This is a genomic window from Vallitalea sediminicola (genome assembly GCF_054408565.1).
Genome location: NZ_BTPT01000009.1, coordinates 129,952 through 145,343, shown reverse-complemented (window position 1 = coordinate 145,343; position 15,392 = coordinate 129,952). Strand labels below are relative to the sequence as shown.

The window sequence follows — 15,392 nt, the reverse complement described above, 5'->3', positions numbered from 1 at the left end:
TATGTTTTTATTATTTAGTATTATCTGAAGAGCATATTTCAATTTCTAAGGCAAGTGTTTGAGGAGGTATTGAAGCAGTCATAATATTATTATGTTTTACAAGTAATTTATCTCCTTTGTCAATATCTGTAATATCAGCCTTTTTATCTGTAGCTTGATAAGTAATCTTAGTTTCTGCATTTATATGGAATATTATTGTCTGTTCTTCTCCATATCCTACAGTAATCATATGTCCATTTTTAGTTTCTTTAACTTCTGATACTTCACCTTCTATTTTATTTTCTTCTACTTGATCAGTATTTACGACATTGATTCTATAAGCATAAGTTTGAGGAGGTAAAGACCTAGTCATTTTAGAGTCATGTAGAACTACTAATCTGTCCCCTTCTTTTATATCTTCAACATTTAATTCTTTTTTAGTTGATGGATCAACGATTTTAGTATCATTGTTAACAAGGAATATTATACTGTTTTCTCCATATTTTACAGTAATCATATGTCCATTTTTTGTTTCTAAGATATTGCTCACATTACCATCAACCTTATTTCTCTCAAAAATATCAAAAGCGTCCTGATTAAAAATCTCTTCGAAGAATTCTACAGGTACATAAGTTGATTCATTAACTATTTCAGGTGCCATACCTAGTGGGAATGGAGCTACTTTACCTTTGAAATATGAATCTTTACCAATTGATATAGATGTCCATATGTTACCCTTTGAAACATCTACAGAACGTGTTTTACCATTCCATTTTACTTCATAGCCTAATCTTTCACATGTAAGTCTGAGTGGTAACATTAAATAACCATCTTTTTGATGTGCTAAACCTTCTACTCCTATATTTGTATTAACTAGAACAGGTTTTTCCATTGTTACTTCATTATTATAACAAATGATTTTTTGATCTGCCATAGCTTGTGAAGTTATTCCTGTTCCTAGTGTCAAAACTCCTGCCAAAGCTAATGCTACATAATTTTTCTTGTATTTCATATTATAATCTTCCTTTCTTTTTTAAATAATTATTTTACATTATATTAGACGGACTAGATTCTAAAAAGTTCCATATTTGTAATAAAATATATAATAAAAATTATTTTATATTATCATGGAACTTTTTATTTAGTTATTTCGTTTAATTAAGGAATAATAAATAAGGGAGGAATTGATGAAACAAAAAAATATTACTTGTTAACTATATAATAGACACAAACAATTATACTATACGGAGGTAAATGAAATGAAAAAAATAATAGCAATAATAACAATAATAATGGCAATGTCAGTAGTATTTGTAGGATGTAGTAAGGAAGATAACGATAAGGATAGCGGAAGCAATATTGAGAATCCTGATTCAGGAGATAAGGATGACGATGGAGATAAAGAGGAAGAAGTTAATGTTTCTGTAGATGATATAGCAGCTGCGATAAGAGAACAGATAAAACAAGATATGATTGAACAAGGTATGTCAGAAGAAGATTTTACTGAAGAGGGAGTAATACCTGGATATATTGATGGAGATTTAAAGTCAGAAGAAGAAAATCCTATGATAACAATTGAAATCAATAAGGAAGATATAGAAGAGGGCAGATTAATTGCACCAATGATTAACCTTAATTCTAATCAGATAATCATTTTGAAGGCATCAGAAGAATCAAAAGTCAGTGACTTACAAGCAGTACTAGAGTCAGTAAAAGAATCTCAAGTTGGTGTATGGGAACAATACTTACCAGATCAATATGAAAAAGTTAAAAATAATATTATCAAAACTAATGGTAAATACTTATTATATGTAACTTATGATAATCCAGAAAAAATAGAAGAAATATTTGATGACTTGTTAAAATAATTTATTAAATGGAAGGGGCTGCTTTTGAATTAGGGGTAGCTCCTTAATTTTACAATAAAGGTTGTTTGCATTTTATTAAATCGGCTAATAGGAGAGAACATATGGTATTCAGCAGTTTAGTATTTTTATTTATATTTTTACCAATAACTTTATTATTGTATTTTTTGGCTCCTAGAAAAATAAGAAATATAATTTTGCTAGTAGTGAGTTTGATTTTCTATGCTTGGGGTGAACCCATATATATTTTACTTATGATATTTTCGTCTATAGTTGATTATACCCATGGTATGTTAATTGAAAAGTATAGAAATCAGGATAAGAAAGCCAAATTGATAGTTCTATCATCTGTAATTATTAATTTGAGCTTATTAGGTTTTTTTAAATATGCAGATTTTATGATACTGAATATAAATAATATATTTGGTACCACTTTTGGGGAATTCAATCTACCTCTTCCTATAGGTATTTCTTTTTACACATTTCAAACTATGTCATATACGATAGATGTTTATCGTAGACAAGCTCCTGTACAGAAAAATCCTATAGCACTAGCAACCTATGTGACACTATTCCCTCAACTGATAGCAGGACCTATAGTCAGGTATCAAACAATAGCGGACCAGATTAATAATCGTCGAGAAACTATAGACAAGTTTGCAACAGGTTTAGAACGTTTTATATTAGGTCTTGGAAAAAAAGTTTTATTAGCAAATAATATTGGCTTATTGTGGAGTCAAATTCAAAATACTAGTTTTAATGATTTAACTGTTTTGACAGCGTGGCTAGGAATTATTGCTTTTGGATTTCAAATATATTTTGATTTTAGTGGGTATTCAGATATGGCCATAGGTTTAGGTAAGATGTTTGGTTTTGATTTTTTAGAGAACTTTAATTATCCATATATATCAACCAGTATTACAGAGTTTTGGAGAAGATGGCATATATCTCTAGGTAGTTGGTTTAGAGATTACGTATATATACCTATGGGTGGTAATAGAGTAAGTAAATTTAAAGTATATAGAAATTTATTTATTGTATGGTTTTTAACAGGGTTATGGCATGGTGCAAGTTGGAATTTTGTATTATGGGGATTATATTTTGGATTAATAATTGCTATAGAAAAAGCATTTTTATTGAAATATATAAATAGATTATGGAAACCTATAAGGCATTTATATGCATTACTATTAATATTAATTGGATGGGTCTTATTCTCTTTTGATAACTTCAGTGAGGGTATTGAATATCTGAAGATAATGTTTGGTTTTACTCATGCTCCTTTAATAAATAATCAATTTGTTTATTATCTATATACTAATGTGATACTAATTGTCATTTTAATATTACTATCAACGCCAATCATTAAGAATATATATGAAATGCAAGTTAAGAGAGAGAATGATTCAAAATTACAAACTATAGCAGTTCCTACAATATTGTTTATAATACTCTTCATATCAACTGCTTACTTAGTGGATTCAACCTACAATCCATTTTTATACTTTAGATTCTAACAGACTTCAAGGAGGTGACATTGATGAATAAAAAATCAAGTATAATTATTATTGTGATGTTTGTCATATTTGTGGTGGCAATCAATTTATTGAATGTTGTTACAGAAGATAGACATTTCTCAGAATCAGAAAATAGAATACTAGCTAAAAAACCTTCTTTAACATGGAAATCAATTAAAAATGGACGATTTACTCAAAAATTTGAGGATTATGTAACGGATCAATTCATATTTAGGGATTTTTGGGTTGGTTTAAAATCAGATAGTGAAAGGTTGCTCCTAAAACAAGATAATAACGACGTTTTTTTTGGTAACGATGGTTATCTATTAGAAAATTTTCCAAAACCTAAAAAAGAGGTTATAGATAAAAATATTGCAAATATAAATTATTATCAAAGCAAAATACAGGACATGAAAACATATGTTTTATTGCCTCCTACTTCAGTTAAGGTAAATGAAAATAAATTACCACTTTTTGCAACACCGTATGATGAATTATTGACTATTGATATATTCAAAAACAATTTGATGAATGTGAATTTTGTAGATGTATATGCATCTCTAGAAGATAAAAATGATGAGTATTTATATTTTAGAACTGACCATCATTGGACAATGAGAGGTGCTTATTATGCTTATGTCTTATTAGCAAAAGAGATGGGTATAACACCTATTCCTATAAATCAGTTTGATACAAAAATCGTATCTAAAGAATTCTTTGGAACATTATATTCAAAGGCTAACAACTATCGTGTTAAACCAGATTATATAGAAGTTTTTACACCTATTAAGAATACTAATGTTAAAGTTGATTATGTAAGTGAGAACAAATCTTCTAATTCTTTATATGAAGAAGAACATTTAGATACTAAAGATAAATATTCGTATTTTCTAGATGGTAATCATCCTATAGTTACTATAAAATCAGATGGAACTAATGGTAGAAAGCTTATTATATACAAGAATTCATATGCACATTGTTTAATACCTTTTTTGGTCAATCATTATGAAGAAATTCATATTTTGGACCTGAGGTTTTATAAATTGAATGTATATGATTACATCAGTGAAAATAATATAACTGAAACCTTATTTTTATATGATATATTGAATTTTTCTAAAGACAGTAGCTTGAATATATTGAATGTAAAATAATATATTTTGTTAAGATAAATATTTTACAATACTATAACCTCTTATAAAATGATAGCATCGTTCTAATCAATTTTATAGGAGGTTTTCTTATGATTAAAGTAAGAAAACTAAAATTTGGTTAGTAAAAGAAACTTTGGGTCAATGCACAGAACATTACGATAATAACAAGGTGTATAATTTCTTATATAAAGCAACTCTTGTAGAGGATTATATATGGGGATGGTGTATAGAAAAACCTAGTATCAGATTAATTGATAGTCCTTATAAATAGACAATATTTGATTTATTTTTATCCTTTTTCTAAAATACTATTAAATTATTAAGTCTAGGTCTATGAAATTTTTACATATTATGATATTATATACTAATAATAGGAAAAAATAGGTAGAAAATTTGTCGTATGAAAGATATACATAAGTAATACTTGATTGATTCTAATATACCACAATAGAAAAGGTGCATTTTATGAGTGATATATTTTCTGGACTAGAGAAATTAGGATTTAACAATATTGAAGCAATGGATATATTCGAAGATGAAAAAAAGAAGAGAGCTAAAATGAAAATAAAGAAAACATCTAAAATTTCTGCAAAAGATCTACTTTATGATAGGAAAGTATTATGTCCTGTTTGTGGTGAAAAATTTATTACAAGAACTGTAAGAGCAGGTAAAGCTAAATTACTGTCTATTGACACTGATTTGAGACCCAAATACGATATTATAACTCCATATGCATATGATGTCATCCTTTGTAATTGTTGTGGGTATGCTGCTCTGAGTAAATTTTTCAAAAAGATAACCGTAACTCAAGCAGATTGGATTAAAACACAGATTTCTAACAGCTATAGAGGAAGAAAGTATCCAGAGGAGTATACATATGAAATAGCTATTGAAAGATATAAATTAGCTTTGCTGAATGCTGTAGTAAAAAAAGTTAAAGCAAGTGAAAAAGCTTATATTTGTCTTAAAATCGCTTGGTTATATAGATGTTACACAGAAGAATTGGTGCAAAATGAGAATCCTTCTGATGAACTGATAGAAGATAACTATAAAAATGAAATGATTTTTATTGCAAAAGCTTATGAAGGATTTGTAAATACATATCAGAGTGAAGCTTTTCCAGTATGTGGTATGCAGGAAATGACAGTGATGTATTTAATTGGAGATTTAGCTAGAAAATTAGGGAAATTAGATGAATCGACTAAATGGGTATCAAAAGTAATAGTATCAAGAACAGCTAATGAAAGATTAAAAGACAAAGCTAGAACCATTAAGAATCTAGTAAAAGAACAGAAAAAGATTAATGCTAAAAATGACGATGAGCAAAATCAATGAAATTACAACTTGCTTAGAATGAAGTTAATAATAAAAAGGGTTGTCTAATAATACATTGCTAGTATTATATGTACAACCCTTTTGACGTCAATTAATTGACTTTTAGGCTATTAATTTTTAATATTGTTCTTATTAAAGCATCCTTAGAATTTTTCCAAGGTTCATCTGCAAATCTATAATCATTCTTCTGGATGAACCAATCAAGGTCTTCTTTTATGCGATTAAGGTTTTTAGTCTCAAGAGATATAATAATGTCAAGGAATGATTCAAGCGATGAATCATTAAGATACTTTGGCGCTTCATTATAGAGCAATGCAAAATGGTTTAAGCAAAACCCGTTACTTGATTTAACTACATCTATGAAAGATTTATCTTTTTTGATAAGATAAAAAAATGTATCTGTATATTTTTGGAATGTAGAGTTTATTCTATCGCAGATGTAACAACTGGATTCCTTTTCTTTTAGATATGTAAATACTTTTGTATCATTATTATCATTTTTGGAGAATAATTTTTTCTTGGATTTTGGATTATTAGATGAAATAAGATTTTCAATTTCTTTTTGCAAATTATCAAGATGACTATTAAGCATAAGAGCGAGGCCTAATCTGTTTTTATTGGAATACATTTTGGTTAAATGCTCATTACAAAATCCAAGATTATTAGTTTTTTCTCTTACATCTGTTTCCATATAAGATGGACCTAATACAAATTGGATTGTATTTTCTTCAAGAGTATTATACATATTACAAAAAGGACATTCACCGTTTTCTTTAAAAGAATCTATTACTGGAATTGTATATATTTTTTCTTTCATTTTTACACCCACTTGTTTTATAATATATTGTATATTCATATTTTTGCTTTTAAGCATATGGAATATATTGAGTATAGCATAAATACAGGTTCAGTGATAGAGTTTATTAGATACATAAGTTCGAAATTTATAGATTATTTAGGAGGTTAAATAATGGAATATACTGTAGAGAATAATAATATACTAGTTAATAATTACGTTGATTTTGATATTGAACATATCTTAGAATGTGGTCAATGTTTTAGATTCTATAAAAAATCTGATAAAGATTACTTGTTAATAGCTTATGACAAAGTATTAAGAGTTACCCAAGATGAGAATAATGTCATATTTCATAATACTAATAAAAATGATTTTGATACAATATGGACCAATTATTTTGATTTAGAAAGAGATTATGGAGATATTAAGAAAGTACTTAGTGATAAAGATGAACATTTACATAAAGCTGTTACAGAAAAAGGTGGTATAAGAATTTTACAACAAGATACATGGGAAGCTCTTATTTCATTTATTATATCTCAAAACAAAAATATAACACATATAAAAATATTAATCGAAGAACTATCAAAAAAATATGGTACTTATATTGGTGAAGAAGATAATATTAAATATTATTCCTTTCCTACTATAGAACAGTTATCTGCTGCAAGCGAACAAGATCTAAGAAATCTTAAAGTTGGTTTTAGAGCACCATATATGGTTGATGCGTGTAGAAAGGTCATAAGCAACGAAGTAGACTTAGATAGCTTGAGCTCCATGAAAATAGAAGACGCAAAGAATGAATTAATGAAAATTAAAGGAGTTGGTCCAAAAGTAGCAGATTGTGTATTGCTTTTTGGAGCGAAGAGATATGAAGTATTCCCAACTGATGTTTGGGTTAAAAGAATAATGGAGCATTACTACTTTAATAAGGATACTAAAATAAAAGCTATACATGAATTTGCAGTGGAGTATTATGGAACACTAGCTGGATTTGCACAACAATTCCTGTTTTATTATGCTAGGGATTTCAAGATTGGTAAAAAATGATAATCAAATTGTATAAACTATAGTAGTAATGGTGAAAATATATATTAGTTCTGATATATATTATAATGTCCAAGATGCCATTGCAAGCAGTAGATATAAAAGATTGGATAATGCTTTGATGTAATCAGGAGTAAATTGAAGAAAACAAGAGTATATTAAAGAACCAATGAGATGGTCTGGTGTAATGCGTGAAAATGGTTGAAATAAACATTTGCAATTAATTGCCTATTTTAATAATATATACCTTGAGATTAGCACTCGATTGAAGAGAGTGCTAACAACAGAAAAAAGAAAATATAAGAGATAATTATAAGGAGGTAAATAAAAATGAAACTAGTACCTTTAGGAGACAGAGTAGTTATTAAACAATTAGAGGCTGAACAAGTAACTAAATCAGGTATCGTATTACCTACTGGAGCAAAGGAAAAGCCACAAGAAGCAGAAGTAGTTGCTGTAGGACCAGGTGGAATGGTTGAAGGAAAAGAAGTGAAGATGGAAGTTAAAGTAGGAGATAAAATTATTTATTCTAAATATGCCGGTACAGAAGTTAAACTAGATGAGAATGACTATATTATTGTAAAACAAAGTGATATATTAGCAATTGTTGAATAATCATTGAATTGAAAGAATAAAAACGAAGAAAACAAGGAGGCTACATAATGGCTAAAGAAATTAAATTTGGTGCAAGTGCAAGAAGTGCTTTAGAAGCAGGAGTTAACCAATTAGCAGATACAGTAAAAGTAACATTAGGACCAAAAGGAAGAAATGTTGTTCTAGATAAAAAATTCGGTACACCACTTATCACTAATGATGGTGTTACTATTGCAAAAGAAATTGAATTAGAAGATGCTTTTGAAAACATGGGAGCACAACTTGTTAAAGAAGTTGCAACTAAGACAAATGATGTTGCAGGTGATGGAACTACTACAGCTACAGTACTTGCACAATCAATGATTCAAGAAGGAATTAAAAATATAGCTGCAGGAGCTAATCCAATTATTCTTAGAAGAGGTATGAAAGAAGCTACTAAGAAAACTGTAGAAGCTATCAAAGAAATGAGCAGTGCATTAACTGGTAAAGATCAAATCGCTAAAGTTGCAGCAATTTCAGCTGGTGATGATGAAGTAGGACAATTAATTGCTGATGCAATGGAAAAAGTATCTAATGATGGTGTTATCACTATTGAAGAATCAAAAACTATGGAAACTGAACTTGAATTAGTTGAAGGAATGCAATTTGATAGAGGTTATTTATCACCATATATGGCAACAGACATGGATAAAATGGTTGCTGACCTAGATAATCCATATATATTGATTACAGATAAGAAAATCAGTAATATTCAAGAAATATTACCTATTCTTGAGCAAATAATCCAATCAGGATCTAAGTTGTTAATCATTGCTGAAGATGTAGAAGGCGAAGCTTTAGCAACATTGGTTCTTAACCGTTTAAGAGGAACATTCAGCGTTGTAGCTGTTAAAGCTCCTGGTTTCGGTGATAGAAGAAAAGCAATGTTACAAGATATAGCAATCTTAACAGGTGGTACTGTAATTTCTGAAGAAGTAGGTATTGATTTAAAAGAAGCTACTATGGAAATGCTTGGTAAAGCAAAATCTGTTAAAGTTCAAAAAGAAAATACTATTATAGTAGATGGTTCTGGCGCTAAAGAAGATATTGATGCTAGAGTTAATCAAATAAGAGCTCAAATAGAAGAAACAACTTCTGAATTTGATAAAGAAAAATTACAAGAAAGATTAGCTAAGATGGCTGGTGGAGTTGCTGTAATAAAAGTTGGAGCAGCTACAGAAACAGAAATGCAAGAAAAGAAACTTCGTATGGAAGATGCTTTAGCAGCTACTAGAGCAGCAGTAGAAGAAGGTATTGTTGCTGGTGGTGGAACATCTTATATCCACGCTTCAAAAGAAGTTGCTAAGTTATTAGATAGTGCTGAGGGTGATGAAAAAACAGGTATTAAGATTATCCTTAAATCATTAGAATCTCCACTTCGTCAAATAGTTACTAATGCAGGACTTGAAGGTTCTGTAATTGTTAATAAAGTGAAAGAAGTAGATGTTAACATAGGATTTGATGCTCTTACAGAAGAATATGTTGATATGGTTGCAACTGGTATCATTGATCCAACTAAGGTAACTAGAAGTGCACTTCAAAATGCTACTTCAGTAGCTTCTACATTACTTACTACAGAGTCAGTAGTTGCAGACATAAAAGAAGATGAACCTGCTATGCCAATGGGCGGCGGAGCTCCAGGAATGGGCATGATGTAATTTAATATATAAGTATGATACAAAGCCATCAGTTAAAGCTGATGGCTTTTGTGATTTTATACAATGTATGTATTATATTTGATGAAAAATTCTATATTAGGAATTAAAGGTATTCGGTTTTTATGGTTGTATAGTGAAGAGTATTGTTATATAATGGATGTAATTGTACAATGTATTCATTAATTATTATTTTACAGCACAGAATGCAATAATAAACATAGGAGGAAAAGTATGGGTGATATATTTAATGAACAAATAGTTGAAAAAAGCAATTCTCTAAAAGACAATCTTCTTAGAGGGGCAATAATTGTTGGTGCACTAGTATTAATTATGATCTGTTCAATAATACCTGTTTTAGTAGGTTTCCTTATACCTATAGCAATGGTTATTATAATTGGGGTAGTTTTCTTGATGAGAAGACTTAATGTAGAATTTGAGTATATATTTACAAGTGGAGAATTGGATATTGATAAGATATTCAATAAAAATAAAAGAAAGAAATTTATTTCTTTCGATATCAGAAAAATAGAGATCATGGCACCTGTTAATAGTAAAGACCATGCTAGTGAATTATCTAATTGCGAAAAAGTCATTGATTGTAGTAGCGGTACTCAAAACAAGAATGTCTATGCTGCAATGATAGTAAGAAATGGTAAAAGAGAAAAAATTATTCTTGAGCCTAATGAAAAGATGATGAAAGCAATTAAGAAATATATTCCAAGAAAAATAATGCAGTATTAAAAAATATTTAATTAAATTAATAATTAATGTTGACAAATAAGAGTATTTTTGTTAAACTCACAAAATATATATTATTAAATAGTGGGAGCTATTAGTAGTTATCTGTATCATTTCCTACTATAAATAAAGAGGTTAGGGATAATGTATTCCTAATCTTTAATAATAAATAATTATATTTCTATTAAACAAATATAAAAGAATATTTTTCACTAATACTATAAAAATATGAAAAGAAAGAAAGAGAGGATTACAATGCATAAGATTGTGAGCGAAGGAATAACTTTTGATGATGTTTTATTAATACCAGCACATTCTAAGGTGCTTCCTAACCAAGTAGATGTTTCTACGAATTTAACTAAAAAAATTAAATTAAATATTCCATTTATGAGTGCGGGTATGGATACTGTAACTCAATCAAGAATGGCCATAGCTATGGCTAGACAAGGTGGAATAGGAGTAATTCACAAAAATATGTCTATAAGCAGACAAGCAGAAGAAGTAGATAAAGTAAAAAGATCTGAAAATGGTGTAATAACAGATCCTTTCTTTTTATCCCCGGATCATTATGTATATGAAGCGAATGCATTAATGGCAAAATATAGAATATCAGGAGTTCCTATTACTGAAGGCAAAAAACTTGTAGGAATATTAACAAATAGAGACCTTAGATTTGAAACTGATTTTAATAAGAAAATAAAAGAAGTCATGACTAGTGAAAATTTGATTACAGGTGCTGTTGGAACAACTCTTAACGAAGCGAAAGAAATAATGGGTACTCATAGAATCGAAAAACTTCCTATAATAGATACTGAAGGAAATCTTTCAGGTCTTATTACTATAAAAGATATTGAAAAGGCTATTAAATATCCACAATCAGCGAAAGATAGTCAAGGTAGATTATTAGTAGGCGCTGCTGTGGGTGTTACAAAAGATTACATGGAAAGAATAGATGCTCTAGTAAATGCTAGTGTAGATGTAATAGTTGTTGATACAGCTCATGGTCATTCAGAAGGTGTAATCAATACAGTTAGAGGAATAAAAGAAAAATATCCAGAACTTCAACTAATAGCAGGAAATGTAGCTACAGCAGAAGCAACAAAAGCCTTAATCGCAGTTGGTGTAGATGCAGTAAAAGTTGGTATTGGTCCTGGTTCAATATGTACAACACGTGTAGTATCAGGAGTAGGTGTACCTCAGGTTACAGCTATCTATGATTGTGCAGAAGCTGCAAAAGAATCAGGAGTACCTATTATTGCTGATGGTGGTATTAAATACTCAGGTGATGTTGTTAAAGCTATTGCAGCCGGTGGTAATGTATGTATGATGGGTAGTTTATTTGCAGGTTGTGAAGAAAGCCCTGGAGATACTGAACTATATCAAGGAAGAAAATATAAGGTATATAGAGGTATGGGTTCACTGGGAGCAATGGAAAAAGGAAGTAAGGATAGATATTTCCAAGAAGATGCTAAGAAACTAGTCCCTGAAGGAGTAGAAGGAAGAGTAGCTTACAAAGGTCCTGTAGAAGATACAATTTATCAGATGCTTGGAGGATTAAGAGCTGGAATGGGATACTGCGGTACTGCAACAATCAATGCTCTTAGAGAAGATGGAAGATTTACTAAGATCTCCAGTGCATCATTAAAAGAAAGTCATCCTCATGATATTCAAATAACTAAAGAAGCTCCAAACTATAGTGTTAGCTAATAGTTTTTATATCTCCAATCATAATGGTTGGAGATATTTTTAGTTAAAGGTAAAGAAAATTTTTTTGCATTATTAGGTAAAATATGGTATGCTATTACAAATTATATAGGAGGTATTTTATGAAGAATAAATTTGGTTTAATAATTGCTTTAGCATTGGTATTTACTATTACTAGTAATGTGTATGCTGGTGGATGGTATCCTGGTGCCAGTGATTGGGCTACTGAAGAATTGGATAACGCATCTCAAAACGGGATAAATAATGGGTATAGTGACTACAATTGTAATATTAACAGAGTACAATTTGCTGAACTTATAATGAATATGTATAATCAAATGACAGGTAAATATCCAAATCCTGTTCCTAGTAATACATTTTCTGATACTACTGATAAAAATGTTCTTATGGCAAATGCAGTAGGTATAATTAAAGGTAAAGGAAAAGGTATTTTTGCTCCAAACGCTCCAATTACAAGACAAGAGATGGCTATTATGATGAGTCGTTCAATTGATAGTATGAATATAGACTATTATAAAGGAGATGGAATTTTATCTGTAGTTGATAAAGATAGCGTAGCTGGTTGGGCAGTATCTGGTGTTGATTTTGCTTTTGAAAATGATTTTATGAAAGGTAATGGTACTCACTTTAAACCACTTGCTAATACACCTATTGAGCAAGCTGTTATTATAGTAAACAGAGTATATAATAAGTATTATACTAAGCCTATAGAGCCTAACGATTATTCTAGGGGATATGATGTATCTACTGAAAATAATAATATTTACGTAATATTTCATAATAATGATCAGAAAATTAAGATAGGTGAAGGCAATTATTATCAGATACTTGAATCAGATACTAGTAAATTATATTGCCAAAAGACAGACGTTGTATATAGATATAACTTTGAAAAGAATGAAGTTGATTGGAAATACGAACATGCATCTCTAACTGATTATACACTAATTAACGGTGGTAAGTATGATGGATATATTGTATTGAGGATATATACTATGATGGATTGTTATAAAAATTTAGTTCTAAATAATGATCTAACTGAATTAGGCAACATATCGAATTGGAATAGTAAAGAGGAGCTTAATCTAAAGATTGAAAAGCTTTTGAATGAGTATAACAGAGAAACAACTGGTACTGAGGAGTTTAATATTAAAGTTACAGACCCTTCTCAAAGCTGGGATAACGTAAATTTTACAAAAACATATTTTAAGTTTTATAGTAATCCAGATTATTCTTTTGTAGATGATTATTTATCAATAAAACCTCGTAGCAGCGAAGACAATGATATAACACCTATTGCTGTTTTGAGAAATGATACCGCGGCATGGGGCTTTAACGCTTATGGAGGAATATATCAGGTAGATGTTTGCTTATCTAGTGACGATGACAGTAATGCTGGTATAGTGTTTAATGTGGATAGAATTGCTGATGGATATAATAATTTCTTAGGATTCTATGCAGGTATAGATGCAGAAGGTGACAAAGTAATGCTAAGAAGAGGTGAAGGCCTAAATAATGGTGATTGGAAAAATATAAGTAACGAAAAAGTTGGATTTGATATAAAAACAAATCAATATTATACATTAAAAGTTGTTAAAAACGGTTCTTCTATTTCTGTTTATCTTAATGACATTTTATATATAACAGCTTCGGATGATAATTTTAAGGATGATCTTAAAATGTTTGGGCTAAGAACATGGGGAAAGAGTGCAAAATTCAAGAATTATACTGTTGAACCACTACCATATTAAACATATTTAATTAATATTCATTTTATAGGGCTGTTGCACTAGTGAATTTTATTTGCTAATACAATAGCCCTGTTTTTATATTTGTTTTTTATCTATTAATTACTTTACATAGATTTAACATAAGCATTATATTCCTTTAACACATAGGTGTTACATTATATATGTATTAAACAAAAAATAAAAAAAGTGAATTATTATATTAATAATAATTGGGAGGACTAAGTAAATGAAAAAATTCAAAAACGTATTGATGGTAGCACTTATTGTTGTATCTATGTTAGCTTTTGTAGGATGTAAAAGTGATACAGATAGTAAAACGGCAGCTGATAACAAAGAAGTAAATAGTAGTGTAGACAATAATAAAGATGATAGCAAAGACTCTAATAATGATACAGATGACAGTAAAGATGCTGCCCAAGATGATAAATTAAGTGGTTTGGTTTCAGTTTCAGGTTCAACTTCTGTTGAAAAAATAGGAATTGCAACAGCAGAAGAATTCATGGCGTTAAATCCAGATGTTGAAGTTACTTATGAAGGTATTGGATCATCAAACGGTGTTAAGAATGCAAAAGATGGTGTAACAATTCTTGGTACAGCTTCTAGAAATCTTAAGACAGAAGAAAAAAATTGGGGTTTAACAGAAGTAGCAATCGCATATGATGGTGTTGCAGTTATAACTCATCCAAATAATGAAGTAAATGAATTAACTAAAGAACAAGTTCAAGCAATTTACAAAGGTGAAATCACTAATTGGAAAGATGTTGGCGGAAAAGATGAAGAAATAGTAGTTGTTTCAAGAGAAGATGGTTCTGGAACAAGAGGAGCTTTTGAAGAAATAGTTGATTTTGAAGATGCATTAACAGAAAAAGCTATCATAGCCAAAGGAAATGGAAATGTTCAGACTACTGTTGCTAAAAATGATAAAGCCATAGGATATGTATCTTTCACCTATATTAATGATACTATAAAACCATTCAATATTGATGGTATCGAACCTACTTCAGAAAACGTAGTCAGTGGAGATTATAGTATATCAAGACCATTCTTACTAATATACAAAGAAGAAAATATGACAAAAGAGAGTAAGGCATTCGTAGATTTTATACTAAGTAGTGAAGGACAAAATATCGTAGAAGAAAAAGGCGGTATAAAAGTAAATTAATAAAATATCATATAAGGGGTTGTTGGAGA

At 29.5% G+C, this 15,392-nt stretch carries 13 protein-coding genes; 11 read left to right on the top strand and 2 right to left on the bottom strand.

Annotated features, from left to right (window positions below; translation table 11 throughout):
- Positions 1–10 precede the first annotated feature (10 nt).
- Positions 11–991 (bottom strand): stalk domain-containing protein, encoded by a 981-nt coding sequence (locus ACX6CF_RS04260; RefSeq protein ID WP_458784059.1) that lies wholly within the window; start codon positions 989–991, stop codon positions 11–13.
- 247 nt (positions 992–1,238) lie between these two features.
- On the opposite strand from ACX6CF_RS04260, the gene ACX6CF_RS04255 reads away from it, so the two are divergent.
- The 4 genes from ACX6CF_RS04255 (at position 1,239) to ACX6CF_RS04240 (ending at position 5,850) form a co-directional block, all read left to right on the top strand.
- On the top strand, positions 1,239–1,847 hold the full coding sequence (locus ACX6CF_RS04255) for a DUF4358 domain-containing protein (protein ID WP_458784058.1): 609 nt from the start codon (positions 1,239–1,241) through the stop codon (positions 1,845–1,847).
- 101 nt (positions 1,848–1,948) lie between these two features.
- Entirely contained in the window at positions 1,949–3,361 is a 1,413-nt protein-coding gene (locus tag ACX6CF_RS04250) for an MBOAT family O-acyltransferase (RefSeq protein ID WP_458784057.1), read from the top strand.
- A gap of 23 nt (positions 3,362–3,384) precedes the next feature.
- A complete protein-coding gene (locus tag ACX6CF_RS04245; protein ID WP_458784056.1) occupies positions 3,385–4,515 on the top strand; it encodes a DHHW family protein in 1,131 nt (376 codons plus the stop codon).
- Positions 4,516–4,980: 465 nt separating this feature from the next.
- A complete protein-coding gene (locus tag ACX6CF_RS04240; protein ID WP_458784055.1) occupies positions 4,981–5,850 on the top strand; it encodes a DUF2225 domain-containing protein in 870 nt (289 codons plus the stop codon).
- Between the two features lie 91 nt (positions 5,851–5,941).
- On the opposite strand, the gene ACX6CF_RS04235 is transcribed toward ACX6CF_RS04240, so the two are convergent.
- Positions 5,942–6,667 carry a DUF6062 family protein gene (locus tag ACX6CF_RS04235; protein WP_458784054.1) on the bottom strand — a complete coding sequence of 242 codons (726 nt, stop codon included), beginning with the start codon at positions 6,665–6,667 and terminating at the stop codon, positions 5,942–5,944.
- A 153-nt stretch (positions 6,668–6,820) separates the two neighbouring features.
- Between ACX6CF_RS04235 and ACX6CF_RS04230 the strand changes: the two genes are divergently transcribed.
- From ACX6CF_RS04230 to ACX6CF_RS04200, 7 genes are all read left to right on the top strand, one after another.
- Positions 6,821–7,699 carry a DNA-3-methyladenine glycosylase family protein gene (locus tag ACX6CF_RS04230; RefSeq protein ID WP_458784053.1) on the top strand — a complete coding sequence of 293 codons (879 nt, stop codon included), beginning with the start codon at positions 6,821–6,823 and terminating at the stop codon, positions 7,697–7,699.
- Between the two features lie 327 nt (positions 7,700–8,026).
- Positions 8,027–8,311: a co-chaperone GroES gene (gene groES, locus ACX6CF_RS04225; protein WP_458784052.1), complete on the top strand. Its 285-nt coding sequence runs from the start codon at positions 8,027–8,029 to the stop codon at positions 8,309–8,311.
- Positions 8,312–8,358: 47 nt separating this feature from the next.
- Positions 8,359–9,987, top strand: a complete 1,629-nt coding sequence (gene groL, locus ACX6CF_RS04220; RefSeq protein WP_458784051.1) for a chaperonin GroEL — start codon at positions 8,359–8,361, stop codon at positions 9,985–9,987.
- A 231-nt stretch (positions 9,988–10,218) separates the two neighbouring features.
- Complete coding sequence (locus ACX6CF_RS04215) at positions 10,219–10,728, top strand: DUF6106 family protein (RefSeq protein ID WP_458784050.1); 510 nt, start codon at positions 10,219–10,221, stop codon at positions 10,726–10,728.
- Positions 10,729–10,980: 252 nt separating this feature from the next.
- The gene (guaB, locus tag ACX6CF_RS04210) at positions 10,981–12,432 is read left to right on the top strand and encodes an IMP dehydrogenase (protein ID WP_458784049.1); all 1,452 of its coding nucleotides are present in this window, start codon (positions 10,981–10,983) and stop codon (positions 12,430–12,432) included.
- A 119-nt stretch (positions 12,433–12,551) separates the two neighbouring features.
- On the top strand, positions 12,552–14,201 hold the full coding sequence (locus tag ACX6CF_RS04205) for an S-layer homology domain-containing protein (protein ID WP_458784048.1): 1,650 nt from the start codon (positions 12,552–12,554) through the stop codon (positions 14,199–14,201).
- A gap of 226 nt (positions 14,202–14,427) precedes the next feature.
- Positions 14,428–15,363 (top strand): phosphate ABC transporter substrate-binding protein, encoded by a 936-nt coding sequence (locus ACX6CF_RS04200; protein WP_458784047.1) that lies wholly within the window; start codon positions 14,428–14,430, stop codon positions 15,361–15,363.
- Positions 15,364–15,392 lie beyond the last annotated feature (29 nt).

Coding starts and splice junctions, on each gene's coding strand:
- ACX6CF_RS04260 (WP_458784059.1), bottom strand. CDS start 991: ATGAAATACAAGAAAAATTATGTAGCATTAGCTTTGGCAGGAGTTTTG.
- ACX6CF_RS04255 (WP_458784058.1), top strand. CDS start 1,239: ATGAAAAAAATAATAGCAATAATAACAATAATAATGGCAATGTCAGTA.
- ACX6CF_RS04250 (WP_458784057.1), top strand. CDS start 1,949: ATGGTATTCAGCAGTTTAGTATTTTTATTTATATTTTTACCAATAACT.
- ACX6CF_RS04245 (WP_458784056.1), top strand. CDS start 3,385: ATGAATAAAAAATCAAGTATAATTATTATTGTGATGTTTGTCATATTT.
- ACX6CF_RS04240 (WP_458784055.1), top strand. CDS start 4,981: ATGAGTGATATATTTTCTGGACTAGAGAAATTAGGATTTAACAATATT.
- ACX6CF_RS04235 (WP_458784054.1), bottom strand. CDS start 6,667: ATGAAAGAAAAAATATATACAATTCCAGTAATAGATTCTTTTAAAGAA.
- ACX6CF_RS04230 (WP_458784053.1), top strand. CDS start 6,821: ATGGAATATACTGTAGAGAATAATAATATACTAGTTAATAATTACGTT.
- groES (WP_458784052.1), top strand. CDS start 8,027: ATGAAACTAGTACCTTTAGGAGACAGAGTAGTTATTAAACAATTAGAG.
- groL (WP_458784051.1), top strand. CDS start 8,359: ATGGCTAAAGAAATTAAATTTGGTGCAAGTGCAAGAAGTGCTTTAGAA.
- ACX6CF_RS04215 (WP_458784050.1), top strand. CDS start 10,219: ATGGGTGATATATTTAATGAACAAATAGTTGAAAAAAGCAATTCTCTA.
- guaB (WP_458784049.1), top strand. CDS start 10,981: ATGCATAAGATTGTGAGCGAAGGAATAACTTTTGATGATGTTTTATTA.
- ACX6CF_RS04205 (WP_458784048.1), top strand. CDS start 12,552: ATGAAGAATAAATTTGGTTTAATAATTGCTTTAGCATTGGTATTTACT.
- ACX6CF_RS04200 (WP_458784047.1), top strand. CDS start 14,428: ATGAAAAAATTCAAAAACGTATTGATGGTAGCACTTATTGTTGTATCT.